This window comes from Kineobactrum sediminis (assembly GCF_002868715.1).
In the GTDB taxonomy this organism is placed as follows: Bacteria; Pseudomonadota; Gammaproteobacteria; order Pseudomonadales; family Halieaceae; genus Kineobactrum; species Kineobactrum sediminis.
On sequence record NZ_PKLZ01000010.1, the window covers coordinates 75,120 to 88,303 of the forward strand.

Genomic DNA, 13,184 nt, shown 5'->3' on the forward strand with positions numbered 1-13,184 from the left:
CTCCGTGCTTCCTCGGACTCCTGTTTCATTATTCCTGTTAGCTGTCATATCTTCTAACACGCTGCTCGCTCCACGGCTTCCACGCTGGTGTGATGTTCGACGCTGGTGCAGATGCATTTCCTGCACACAAATCGCTTTCGGTTATACCACAATTGGCTCCCTATAACGACTGGATGGATCCCCGGGCAGCAATAATACCGCCCCGGACCGCGGCCTGCCCTCCTAGATACGCGCCGACGTTCCACCATCAATCATGATGATGGACCCATTGGTATAGGTTGACTCATCCGATGCCAGATAAACGCAACCGTACGCGACCTCGTCCGGCGTGCCGGTGCGACGCATGGGACAGAAGCGATCCGCCACCGCCTCATCGTCGAACATGGAAATGTGGGTCTCAATCATCGGTGTATCGATAAAGCCGGGGCAGACACAGTTGGCGCGCACACCATCAAGGGCGTAGGCCGCGCAAAGTGAGCGTGTGAGATTGACGATCGCGCCCTTGGCCGTAGTGTAGGCGTGTGCATCCGGGTGTCCCTTGACCCCCAGCACCGAAGAAATATTGATGATCGATCCGTTGCCCTGCTCCTTCATGTGTGGAATCACGAGTCGGCACATGTAGAAAATCGAGTCCAGGTCAATGGCCATCACCTCGCGCCACAGCTCCGGCGTGGTCTCCGTCACCGCGCCCATCGACCCGGCGTGGGTCTTCTCCCAGGAATAGCCCACGCCTGCGCCGTTCAGCAGAATATCAACACGCCCGTATTTGGCAATCGCGGCATCAACCAGTTTCTGCGACCCCTCAGGCGTGGACAGGTCCGCCGCGACTACAATACCCTCACCGCCGTCGCGGGAAACGTTGGCCAGCGTTTCATCCAGATTACTCTGGGTCCTGGAACACCCGACGACCTTCGCCCCCTCACGAGCAAAAAGCTCCATGCAAGCGCGCCCGATTCCTGACCCGGCGCCTGTAACAATCGCAACTTTATCCTGTAAACGTCCCATTTTATCTCCTTCATAGATTTATTGTGGGTGCTTAGCCCAGAAGGCAACCCCAAGCCGCATTCCTCGGTTAAGTAGGACATTATTGTCCTATATTGCATTAATTGTCCACCTTGCTGTGATGAGATTAGCTTGGCAAAGTGGATAGGGTGATTCACCAAATTGTATTACAACTACGTAGGTCATTGACCCGTCGCACAGGCTCATTTATTGTGTAGGACAAAACCTTTAAGGGAGTCGAGCCATGCGCTCTATGAAAGCAGCAGTCCTTCGCGCCGCGAATGATATCGTGATCGATGAGGTAGCCGTACCCGAGATCGGCCCGAAGGACGTACTCATCAAGGTCAGCCTTTGCGGCATCTGCGGCTCCGACATTCACAGTTTCACCACCGGCATGTTTGTTGAGCCGGGACAGATCATGGGCCACGAGTTTTCCGGCACCGTCCACGAGGTCGGCAGCGAAGTCGAAGGCCTGCAGCCCGGCGACAGAGTAACTGGATTTTCCGCCGGCGTCTGCGGCGAGTGTGAGGCCTGCCAGCGGGACGAGCCTCTTCTATGCGCCGCACTCTTCCAGAATTCAACGGGATACGGTCGCCCCGGTGCGTTTGCCGAGTACGTCAAGATCGAGAATGCAGTCTTGGGAGAGTCAGTGCACCACCTCTCCGACCAAATGGACAACGTGATGGGCGCCATGGTCGAGCCGGTCTCCATTGGTGTCAGCGCGGTAGCCCAGGCCAGAATCGGACCCGGTGACCGGGTAGTGGTACTGGGTGCAGGCATGATCGGCAATGCCTGCCTGCAGGCCGCAAAAGCCGCAGGAGCCGCCGAGGTGATTGTCGTGGAAGTCTCCGATACCCGCCTCAGGCTGGCGAAGGAGTGCGGCGCAGATGACGTCTTTGACGCCAGAACCGGCGATGCCCTGCGCTGGGTCATGGACAAATTCGGCGAGGCGCCGTATCACTATCACGTCGGCGGCAACGCCGATGTCGTGCTGGAGGCCGCGGGCCATCCCACGACCATCAAGCAGGCATTCGAAATGGTGCGGCCCGGTGGCCGCATCTGCTTCGTCGGCCTGCCTGAGGGCGAGGTACCCCTGGACATCACCAAGATCGTGCACAAGATGCCCTATATCGTCGGCTCACTGGGGGGCGATTTCGTCGCCGCCATTGAGGCTATCAGCGCCGGGAAGATACAACCCAGCGCGCTGGTAACACACCGCTTTCCGCTGGACGATATCGCCAACGCCTTCCAGCAACAGCTCAAGGCCAATGACTCCGTAAAAGTAATGATCGAGGTCGGCTGAGGCCGATGCCCAATGATGCCGAGACCGCAGATGACAACCATTAATCGACAATGGCGGCTGGCCCGCCGCCCCAGCGGAATCGCGAAGCGCGAGGACTTCGAGTATGTGGAGGCCAGTTACCCAACGACGCCTCTGCAAGACGGCGAAGTCGTTGTCAACAATTACGCCTTCCTGTGTGCGCCAACCATCCGCAACTGGATGGACCCGCCGGGCAACAGTCTGTATCCCTCTATAAATCTGGGCCAGGTCATCATGGGACCAGCATCCGGCGTGGTGGTGGAATCGCGACATCCGGATTTTTCTCCCGGCGACCGTGTCGCCACCATCAGCAGCTGGCAGGATTACGCTGTGATCCGTCCCGACCAGAGCATGACCCGTGTGCTTCCTGACGACCATGGGTTTATCGAGGCGGTGGGGGTGTTCGGCCTGAATTCCCTGACCGGTTATTTTGGCATCCGCGAAGTTGGCGCGATCCAATCGGGCGATCGCGTGCTTGTCTCCGGTGCCGCGGGCTCTGCTGGCTCAGTGGCGGCACAAGTCGCGAAACTGGGTGGCTGTAATGTGGTGGGTATTGCCGGTGGCCCAGAGAAGTGCCGCTGGCTGCTGGAGGATTGCGGCCTGGATGCAATCATCGATTACAAGTCCGAGGACATACGTACCCGCATCAGTGAACTTTTTCCCGACGGAATCAACGTGTTCTTTGACAATGTCGGCGGTGAAATACTACAGGCTGCCGTAGACAACATGGCAGAGTTCGGCCGGATTGTACTCTGCGGACAGATTACCGGCTACAATGATAACGCCGCCCCGGAAGGACCCCGCAACATGATGCGCCTGATCTATGGGGGCATCCGTATGCAGGGTTTCCTGGTAGGCCATTTCGCCGACCGTTTCGACAACGCACTGCGGGACCTGACGGAATGGGAGCGCAGTGGCCGACTGGCACATCGGGAGGATGTCCGCTCGGGCTTTGCGGCCATCCCGGGAGCCTTCAATTCGCTGTTCGATGGTAGCAACACCGGGACCCTGATCGTCAATATCGACGCCTGACTCCCGGCCTTTCCCGCCTCATTTCTAGAAAGAGACCCGCATCGTCACGCCGTACCAGCGCGGCTGCTGTAGGGTGATCTCGCCGGAGTTACCCACGCCAGCGAGGTCGAACTTGTTGGTCGCATGGCGTGTGTCGAACACGTTGTTTACCCAGGCGCTTATGGACCATTGCTGATTCGGCGGTGCATAGCCGAGCAACACGTCGGTCTGGAACAACGAGCCCATCTCCGTAGACCGGTTATTGAGCGAGTCGCGGTGCATGGCGGTGCGTCCGTGGCTGGTCTGCTGTATGTGCATGTCGCCGCCGAAAGCATTCCAGGTATAGCGGATCATGAGATTCCCCGTAAAGTCCGGCGCCAGAGGCAGGTCCAGATCGCCAGTGAAGGGAACGGCGCCGGTCGGGTTCGAAATGTCTTCCACCTCAGTATCCAACATACCGATGCCCCCGGAAATTTCCAGACCGTCGATCGGATTGGCGGTCAGCTCCAGCTCACCACCAATAACGGTAGCATCGTTGTTGGTCACCAGATTAGTGATGTTCACGAAGCTCGTGTTCTGCATGTCCTGGTAGTCATAATAGAAAAGTGCACCATTTAGTCTTGCCAGCCCATCCATGAGCGTGGCCTTGAAACCGATCTCATAGGCGTTGTTGGTCTCTTCGTCGTACTTGCGCACATCCGGTGCCAGGCCGGAAACATTGCCGGTAATGAAGCCACCGCTCTTCACACCACGCCGGTAGGCGCCATACAGAAGCAGGTCCTGGTTAGGACGGTAGTTGAGCTGCAGATTGGTGTTTATCAGCCCCTTGTCGAACACCGCCAGGTCGCCATGCAGGTCGGTGTTAAGCCGGGTGATCACGGATGCCGGGTTGTTGCGGATGGCGCTGCCAATCGCGTTGAACTGCGCCAGGTTGGTTGGCTTGGGAGTACTCAGTGGCAGGGCACCAAAGCCATCCAGCGCATTCACTTCCTTGTCATCCCGCGTGTAGCGCGCGCCAAGAATCAGCGTCATCTTTTGCGACAGGTCATACTCACCCTGAACGAACGCGGCCCAGCTCTCCAATTGCTGCTGGTCAAAGTAGCTCTCCGCCAGGAGCCCGTTGGGGACCGGCGTGACCTCCTCGTTGAAGAACAGTGGTGTAGCTGATCGGGTGAGCAGGTCCTGGTCGAGATAGTTGGCACCTGCGGTGATACGCCAGCCGGTTTCTTCGTAGGTGGCACGGACCTCAGCCGTCCAGTGCTCGGATTCGCTGTCGTTACTGAACAGACAGAGCGGGTCCGGCCCGTTGTCGCAGTCCTCGACCTCGAACTTTTCGCTCTTTAGCCAGCCGGCCAGGCCGTTTATGGACAGTTTGTCGGAGACCTCCCAATTGACGCTGGCCAGGTAGTGTTCGATCTTGTTGCCGATGCTGTTGGGCCCGTCGACGTTAGCGAGATCCTCCCCTTCTGTGTTTGTACTTTCCCGGCTGTTGCCAAAGGCATCGGACTCGACCGCAATAGTGCCGAAGCCGTCGGAAGGGGCGACCGGATAAAGGATTTCGTTGGAACCATTGGTCGGCCCCATTTCCCCACGCTCCGCTTTCAGGTTGACGGATACGCTCTCACTGGCTTTAATCAGCAGCTGTGCGCGACCCGCCCAGAACTTGTTCTTGCCGCCCTTGTCGTACAAGGCCTGCGGGTGGATATTTCTGACGTAACCGTTGTTGCGGTCTGTTGCGAAGGAGCCACGAAATGCCATCGTATCGCTCAACGGTACATTGATGTGGCCGTCGGTGCGCACCAGGCCATAACTACCTCCAGTAACGGAGATAGCCCCGGCAACGCTCTCGAAGTCTGGTTTGCGCGTGTAGAAGTTGATGGTTCCCGCCGTTGAGTTGCGCCCCTGTATGGTGCCCTGTGGGCCGCGCGCCACTTCAACTCGCTCCAGGTCGAACATCAGGAAGTCGGCCTGACCGGCACCGATCATGTAGAACTCGTCCACATAGGATGTTGCCGTTGCCTCTGTTGTGTCCTCAAAGTTGGGCTGCCCAACACCGCGCAGCGTAACCTGCGTATTGAAACCGGGCGTGGCATAGGAACGCACGATCTGATAATTGGCTATCGAGGACGTGAGGTCGCCGGCGGTCGTCAATGGCCGTGCTTCGAGTTCATCACCGGAAAGTGCGGACACCGATATGCCCACATCCTGCAGGTTCTGCTCCCGACGGTTGGCAGTAACCACGACCTCCTCAAGTGCGTTGGCGCGGGACTGGCGGGAGGTTTCCTCCTGGGCGATGGCCCCCGCAGCGGTAGTGACGGTAAAGCCCAACAATATACGGATCGCATTAGTCAGCGGTGATTTCTTCATCCTCGTCTCCCGACTTGTTTATGGTTGTTATGGGTCGCATGCGGACAGCAGTGTTGACGCTACAACGACTGTAGTCGTCGGTCAATAGTTTCATTTAATATTGTTCTACGATAATGTAGCAATAAAGAGGAGAAACCCATGGGACGTTTAAATGGCAAAGTGGCACTGATTACCGGTGCAGGCAGCGGTGTGGGCGCCGCATGTATGGACCTGTTCCTTGCCAAGGGAGCAAAGGTGGTGGGTGTCGGCAGGACCGAGTCACATCTGCAGGACACTCTTGACGGTCTTGAGGATATTCATGCCAGCAGCGCCCGCATCGTAGCCGCCGATGTCAGCACCGAGACAGGTGTCGAGTGTGCGGTCCAGCACGCAAAAGACGCATTTGGCAGCATAGATATACTTGTGCATGCGGCGGGTGTGGGCTACAGCTGGGAAAAGCAAAGCCCTGGATCCATGGCGGACGTGGTCCACGTTACGCCAGACAAGTGGAGCGAGGTCATGCGTATTAATCTAGACGCATACTATCTGCTGTGTCGGGCCATTGTGCCTGTAATGAAGGCAGGAGGCGGTGGGTCTATTGTCGGCGTGACCAGTATCTCCGGCTTCCAGGGGCTGTCGGCAGCGCATGCGTACACTGCTGCAAAAGCCGGCATGATCAACCTGACCCGATCCATGAGCGTGAGTTACGTAAGGGACAATATCCGCGTCAACTGCATCGCTCCGGGGTTTATCGCCACGCCGATGGTCGAGGACGTGCTAAATCTCTTTGACGATGCACAAACCGCAGAGCAGCTGAGCCCGATGTGCCGGCCGGGAACGCCGGAGGAAATGGCCTATGGCTGCCTGTACCTCGCCTCTGATGAATCCACCTATTGCAGTGGCACGGTACTGGTAATCGATGGCGGCACTACCGCGAGACAGTGAATGCGCCGCAGCCATAACCCTACAGACAACCAACGCGTCAGCGACGCAGGAAGCAACGCCATGGAATTCGAATACAGCGACAAAGTTCAGGAATACTCGGTACGTATCGAGGACTTCCTCGCCGAGCACATCTATCCCAACGAAGAGCGTTTCTATCGAGAGGCCGAGACCCTTGGTCCCTGGAAGGTCTACCCGGTGGTGGAGGAGCTCAAGGAAGTTGCCCGCAAGCAGGGGCTTTGGAACCTGTTCCTTCCCGACAGCGAGCACGGGGCTGGCCTGAGCAATCTGGAATACGCCCCGCTGTGTGCCTTGATGGGGCGTTCTCACCTGGCGCCGGAGGTGTTCAACTGCTCTGCGCCCGACACGGGCAACATGGAGACTATCATCCGCTACGGTACAGAGGCGCAGATCAGCGAGTGGGCGGAGCCGCTGCTGAGTGGCGAGATCCGCAGTGCTTTCGCCATGACCGAACCCGAGGTGGCGTCCAGTGACGCCACAAATATAGAAAGCTCCATTGTCCGCGACGGGGACGAGTACGTGGTCAACGGACGCAAGTGGTATACCACCAATGCTACCGACCCGCGCTGCAAGATCATCATTTTCATGGGCAAATCGTCGCCGAATCACGAGAGCCGCTACAAGCAACAGTCCATGATTCTCGTACCCAAGGATACCCCCGGCGTGCGAGTAGTGCGCTCACTGCCAGTTTTCGGTTTTTATGGTGTGCCTGATCGCGCGGCTGAGGTCGTTTTCGAGAACGTGCGGGTGCCCGCGAGCAACATACTGCTGGGCGAGGGACGTGGCTTCGAGATTGCCCAGGGCCGTCTTGGCCCCGGTCGCATCCATCACTGCATGCGACTCACCGGACTTGCAGAGCGCATACTGGAACGCATGTGCCGGCGCCTGGAAGCGCGCGAGGCCTTTGGTGGCACCGTCGCGAAACAGTCGGTTTCACTCGAACGTATCGCCGAGGCTCGCATCATGATCGAGCAGTCACGCCTGTTAACCCTCCATGCGGCCTGGAAAATGGACCGAGTTGGCAACAAGGAAGCGCGGCGTGAGATCGCCATGATCAAGGTGACAGCGCCTAACATGGCCTGCCAGGTGATCGATTGGGCGATACAGGCATTTGGCGGTGGTGGCACCAGCAATGACCATCATCTCACGTCAGCCTATGCAACGGCTCGCCTGCTACGTCTCGCGGACGGTCCCGACGAGGTGCACCGCAATCAAATCGGTCGCCTGGAGCTCCGTCGCGTCGGCGAGATGGATTCTTTCCGCTGCGGTAACAGCGGCGACTTCCTGACCCTCGCCGAGGCGGATGCGAAGGCGCAAGGCGGACTTTTCCCGCCGGAGCCGGGCTGACCAGGAGTAGACGTCATGCGCGACCAATTGCTGCAGACCTATGCCCAGGGGGCGGTAACAATAACCTGCCACAGCGACCACATTGTGGTTGTGACGCTTAACCGGCCGGAAGCACGCAATGCCATAAACCCTGATGTGACCCAGCGATTGGATGAAATCGTCCAGGCGATTGAAACTGACGATGACATCTGGGCCGTTATTCTGACGGGTGCCGGTGGACGCGTTTTCAGTGCTGGCGCCGATCTCAAAGAAGTCGCCGATAACGGTTTTGGCAGTCTGTACACGGAACGCGGTGGATTCGCGGGCTTCTCTTTCGTAGAACGCCGCAAAATATGGATTGCCGCGGTAGAGGGCTTTGCTCTCGCGGGCGGCTTTGAGCTGGTGCTGGCCTGTGACATGGTGGTGGCAGGCGAGTCAGCACAGTTCGGTTTGCCCGAAGTAGGCGTGGGCCTGGCCGCCGCAGCTGGCGGTGTCTACCGTCTGCCCCGAACGCTGCCCCGCACCCTGGCCATTGAACTGATTGCCACCACGGAGCGGCTGCCGGCCAAGCGGGCACTTGCGTCCGGACTGATAAACAGGGTAGTTGCCGATGGGTCGGTCCTGGAGGCGGCGGCACAATTAGCCGAACGCATATGCGAAAACGCGCCGCTGGCCGTACAGGAAAGCGTTGCCCTGGCACGCAAGGCATTCGACATGACAGACCAGGAGCTGGCGAAAGCGAGCATCGAGGCGCAGGCGCGACTATCCGTGACAGAAGATTTCAGCGAGGGTCCGCGAGCATTCATCGAAAAGCGGCCGCCGGTATGGAAAGGCAGGTAATCCGCAAGAGGGGCAAGTTATGAAGATGGGGGTAGTAGGCGCTGGCCTGATGGGCCGGGAAATCGCCTTTGTATACGCGATGGCGGGTTGGAACGTGGTGCTTGCCGACAAATCGCAGACGCAGCTTGACCAGGCACTGAGCATTTTAGGCGAGCTGGTTGGCAAAGGCGTAAAGCGTGGCTTATTTGAGCAGGGGCCGGCGAATGTCGCCTTGGAACGAATCCATGCGTCCACAGAGCTCGAAGCCATGCATGATGTCAAGTTCGTGGTGGAAGCGGTATTCGAACAGGAGTCGGTCAAGGCCGAGGTGCTCGAGAAGCTCGACCAAATCTGCAGCGAGTGTTGCATTCTCGCCTCAAATACCTCGACTATCCCGATCTCCACACTGGCCAGCTACCTGTCGATCGTGCGCCGCCGTCGCTTTGTCGGGACCCATTACTTCTCCCCGGTGTCGCGGATGAAACTGGTCGAGGTGATTCCCGCCTTCGATACCTCGGAAGAAACAACGGCCTACGCCATGAAAATGTGCTCCAATGCCGGCAAAACCCCTGTCCGCATCAAGGATGTCGCGGGATTCGCTGTAAATCGTATGCTGCATTCTTTCATGATTGAGGCGGTCAGGCTGGTGGAGGAAGGTGTCGCGACGCCGGAGGATCTTGATACTGCGTGCCGCCTCGGACTCGGACATGCCATGGGGCCCTTTGAGTTAATGGACGCGGTGACTGCGGACCTGTGTGTAGAGGCACAGGAAATCATGCAGGAAGCCTACGGAGAGCGATTCCGCCCACCGGCGCTGCTCAAGCAACGGGTGCGCGCCGGACTCGGGGGTGGTCATGGTCGACGTGGTTGGAGAGAGCATACCAAAAAGCCGGGGTAGGAAAGTTTCGCACCGCCACTCCTCTAACGTAAACACATCGTGGCGCTTTAATAGCGCCACCCTTGCCGGACAGAACCCTGCAAACGATCAAAGACCATCGGCTCCATCCTCTGGCAGGTCCTTTCTATCAAGTGGGCAGTCGGCGCAGTACATACACCAGCCCTCTTCAAGCCCGAGCTAACATCAGCCTGCTCCGGACATTCCTCCGTCAACCGGAAGCGCAACACCGTTGATGAAGGATGCCTCCTCCGAGCACAGGTACAGCGCCGCATTCACCACATCGGACAGCTCGCCGAAGCGGCCGACCGGAATCCGCGCGATCAATCCTTCTTTCACAGCCTCGACGCTTTCACCCAGGCCAAGGCCGGGAAAGTCATTCAGCAGCTTGCGACCCATGTCGGTATTGAACAGGCTGGGACAGAGGCAATTGGCGCGCACGCCGTAATCAAAGGTGCCCGCCTCTGTGGCCGCGAGCTTCGTCAGGCTGATGACGCCCGCTTTCGAGGCGCTGTAGGCTGCCAGGCCCGGAGTCGACGAAAGGCCGGCCACCGACGCGAGGTTCAGGATGGCGCCGCCGCGACCGCTCGCACCGCCCGGCTGCATGGCAAGGAAAGCGTGCTTGATACCTAGCATGGTGCCGACCAGATTGATGTCGAACAAATCCCTGCAGGCCTGGGGTGTCGTGTCGATATAAAGTTCAGAAATCTCTACCCCGGCATTGTTGATCACCACATCGAGGCCACCGACCTCGGAAACGCAGTAATCGACAGCGGCTGCCCAGTCAATGTCACTGCGCACGTCCAGTGAGAGGAAGTGACACGCCGAGCCGCCACGGGAAATTTCAGCAACAGTTGCCTCGCCGAGTTCCGTATTGATATCACCGATCACCACCGTCGCACCGCGTCCGGCGAAACCCCGCGCGAATTCAGCGCCGAATCCTCGTGCGCCACCGGTGATGAGAACAACTTTGCCCTTATAATCAATCATGCTGTTTCTCCTTTATTGTTTTGTGTCCGGTCTGTTGCGTGTGCAGATTAAAAGCGGTACGCGGCACGCACGCCGTATTCCGCGGGGCGCCCAGGGTAGCGCCCGTCAGTGTCGAATGCAGGTACGGCACTGTGCCAGTAGTACTCATCCGTCAGATTCTTGCCCCACAGGGCCAGCTCCCAGTCTGCCGAACGTGAACGTATACCGATATTCATGTCGAGCAGTGAGTAGCTGTCAATACTGTAGCGTTCTTGCCTCGCCGGCACGGGTGTGAGTACGCCGACGCTGTCCGACTGACCGGTCAGCCCTACACTGGCAAAGCCCTGCAGCGCCGCGGACAGGTCGAAGGTGTAGGTAGTTCGCACAGCGTAGGACCATTCCGGGGTATACGGCAATTCGACCCCGGCGTAGGACGCGTTGATGGGCTCGAAACCCATCGGACCCATCGTTGACCCCACGGCTCCCTCGTATTCCGTAACCTCCGAGTCCAGCCACGTGCCGGCAACACTTATTTCCAGGGCGTCGGTGACCAGGGCTGTGAACTCCAGCTCCGCGCCAGTGACTTCCGACTTTGGCACATTCAGCAGTTTGTCGAGTTGGTTGAAGATGGGATCGACAAATTTCGCGCGGAGTTGCTTGTTCTCGTAGTCGTAAAAGAACGCGGCGCCATTCAGGGAAGCACGTCCGTTCCACAGCCGCGCCTTGAAGCCCGCCTCGTAGTCAACCAGCGACTCCTGTTCCACGGGTTCGTACGCTTCGTAGATCGACCCGGACAGGGTTGGCATGCTGCCAGCCTTGTAGCCCTTCATTACGTTAACGTAGATAAGTACATCGTCCGTCAGCCTGTAGTCCACACCCAGTGACCAGGAGACATTGTCCTCTTCAAGCTCAAACTGTGGTTTGACGTTTGGTTTTAAATAGGTATCCGGATTCACCGGATTGCCGTTGGCATCCGTCCGTGTGTCCAGCGCGATATTGTCGCCCGGTTGCAGGACGCCCTCGTAGCCGAGATCGCCAAATAAAACGGGCCAGGCCAGATTGAAGAATTCGGTCACCGTGAACTCGGCGCCGTTACGCGGCTCGAGGAAGGGATGATTCGCCAGGTTCGAGATGGAATCGCGATCCGCCTCGGTATAGCGCAAACCGCCACGCAATGTGACAGCTTCGCTGAAGTCATATTCGAGGTTGGCGAAAACGGCCCGGTTGTCCATCTCCTGGTCGGACTCGAAGATGTTCACGCTGATGCCGTTGACCATCGTGGATGTCGTATCCGGATAGTAGTAGCCCGCGGACTGGGACACTTCGGAATCCTCATAATTCAGGCCCACCATCCAGCGCAAGTCGTTAGAGGGGTCGTTGGACAGCCGCAGCTCTTGGGAGAACGATTCGATGTCCCCCTGATCGGGCAACAAGTCTATCAGGATCAGGTAGGTACCATCGGATTCGATACCCGCATCAATCTTGGCGTCGGAGCGCGACGTAATCGACGTCAGGGTCAGGTCATTGCCGAAACTATAATCAAAGCGCAGGCTGACCTGCCAGAATTCGTTGTCCTGATAAGGCAGGCCGGGAGTCCAGCCCGCGTCGCGGCCACTGTTGCCATTGTAGGGTTCATAGCTCTGGATCGGGATTTCGTTCTCTTCCAGGACACCGCCGAAGCCCGCGGCGCCGACCTCGTATTCTGGGTTGTAGGCGATCATCTGCACACCGATCGGATCGTCCTTCTTGCGCCAACCGTTGATGTTCAGCGTGACGTCGAGGTTCTCCGCCGGCGTCCAGTTCAGCAGCATGCGTGCAGCGGTATTGTCTTTCTCGCCGAGGGTGTCGCCCGGTGTGTCATAACTGCGCTGCCAGTCGTCTGCCCTTACCGATTTTACCGCCAGCCGACCGCGCAGCTCCGGCGACAAAGGCCCGCTGACGAAGCCCTCGGCCTCCAGTGTCTGGAATCGACCGTAGGACACGTTCAAGCCTGCCGCCAATTCGTTGGTGGGTTTTTCTGCAATGAAGTTGATTGCGCCGCCGGTAGCGTTGTTGCCAAAAAGTGTTCCCTGCGGTCCCTTCAGAATTTCGACGCGCTCAAGGTCAAAAGCTACCAGATCGGCCATGATCGGAAAAGGGAGTGGTGCCTGGTCCATGTAAAGGCTAACGTCGGGGTAGGCGGCCAGCGTGGATTCAAAGAACCCGATACCGCGCAGCGTATATACGGGAGAGGAAGAGAGCGAAGGGGCGTAGGTCAGACCAGGCACCTGTGTTGCGAGATCGGCGACGTTACTGATCCCCAATTCACGCATTTTGTCTCCGCTCATGGCGGTCACGGTGAGGCCGACATCGCTCAGGCTCTGGGAGCGCTTGGTGGCTGTGACCACTACCTCCTCCAGGGCCGATAGGGCATGGGAAGAGAACATCATCGTGCCAAGAAAGGGCATAACCCAAAAAGATTTTATTGTTAATCGATTATACATAGCGTGCCTCATATTGATTATTGGTTTTGCATTCAAGTAAATGAATCTG

10 protein-coding genes are annotated in these 13,184 nt (G+C 58.1%); 6 read left to right on the top strand and 4 right to left on the bottom strand.

Features of this window, described 5'->3' with window-relative positions; translation table 11 throughout:
* Window positions 1–222 precede the first annotated feature (222 nt).
* Window positions 223–1,005: an SDR family NAD(P)-dependent oxidoreductase gene (locus tag CWI75_RS13645; RefSeq protein ID WP_101522071.1), complete on the bottom strand. Its 783-nt coding sequence runs from the start codon at window positions 1,003–1,005 to the stop codon at window positions 223–225.
* A 241-nt stretch (window positions 1,006–1,246) separates the two neighbouring features.
* Here CWI75_RS13645 and CWI75_RS13650 point away from each other — a divergent pair, with 241 nt between their 5' ends.
* The gene (locus CWI75_RS13650; RefSeq protein WP_101522072.1) at window positions 1,247–2,305 is read left to right on the top strand and encodes a zinc-dependent alcohol dehydrogenase; all 1,059 of its coding nucleotides are present in this window, start codon (window positions 1,247–1,249) and stop codon (window positions 2,303–2,305) included.
* Between the two features lie 30 nt (window positions 2,306–2,335).
* Complete coding sequence (locus tag CWI75_RS13655; RefSeq protein ID WP_162300089.1) at window positions 2,336–3,355, top strand: NADP-dependent oxidoreductase; 1,020 nt, start codon at window positions 2,336–2,338, stop codon at window positions 3,353–3,355.
* Window positions 3,356–3,379: 24 nt separating this feature from the next.
* Here the strand turns inward: CWI75_RS13655 and CWI75_RS13660 are convergent, their stop codons facing one another.
* Entirely contained in the window at window positions 3,380–5,701 is a 2,322-nt protein-coding gene (locus CWI75_RS13660; protein ID WP_101522074.1) for a TonB-dependent receptor, read from the bottom strand.
* 138 nt (window positions 5,702–5,839) lie between these two features.
* Here CWI75_RS13660 and CWI75_RS13665 point away from each other — a divergent pair, with 138 nt between their 5' ends.
* The 4 genes from CWI75_RS13665 to CWI75_RS13680 are packed head-to-tail and all read left to right on the top strand — an operon-like array spanning window position 5,840 to window position 9,686.
* Window positions 5,840–6,625, top strand: a complete 786-nt coding sequence (locus CWI75_RS13665) for an SDR family NAD(P)-dependent oxidoreductase (RefSeq protein WP_101522075.1) — start codon at window positions 5,840–5,842, stop codon at window positions 6,623–6,625.
* 60 nt (window positions 6,626–6,685) lie between these two features.
* A complete protein-coding gene (locus CWI75_RS13670) occupies window positions 6,686–7,990 on the top strand; it encodes an acyl-CoA dehydrogenase family protein (protein ID WP_101522076.1) in 1,305 nt (434 codons plus the stop codon).
* Between the two features lie 15 nt (window positions 7,991–8,005).
* Entirely contained in the window at window positions 8,006–8,809 is an 804-nt protein-coding gene (locus tag CWI75_RS13675) for an enoyl-CoA hydratase-related protein (RefSeq protein WP_101522077.1), read from the top strand.
* Window positions 8,810–8,828: 19 nt separating this feature from the next.
* Window positions 8,829–9,686, top strand: a complete 858-nt coding sequence (locus CWI75_RS13680; RefSeq protein WP_101522078.1) for a 3-hydroxyacyl-CoA dehydrogenase family protein — start codon at window positions 8,829–8,831, stop codon at window positions 9,684–9,686.
* Between the two features lie 183 nt (window positions 9,687–9,869).
* Here CWI75_RS13680 and CWI75_RS13685 read toward each other — a convergent pair whose 3' ends face one another.
* Together CWI75_RS13685 and CWI75_RS13690 are read right to left on the bottom strand one after the other, a co-directional pair.
* Window positions 9,870–10,673 (bottom strand): SDR family NAD(P)-dependent oxidoreductase, encoded by an 804-nt coding sequence (locus CWI75_RS13685; protein WP_101522079.1) that lies wholly within the window; start codon window positions 10,671–10,673, stop codon window positions 9,870–9,872.
* Window positions 10,674–10,720: 47 nt separating this feature from the next.
* On the bottom strand, window positions 10,721–13,039 hold the full coding sequence (locus CWI75_RS13690; RefSeq protein ID WP_162300090.1) for a TonB-dependent receptor: 2,319 nt from the start codon (window positions 13,037–13,039) through the stop codon (window positions 10,721–10,723).
* Window positions 13,040–13,184: the final 145 nt, after the last annotated feature.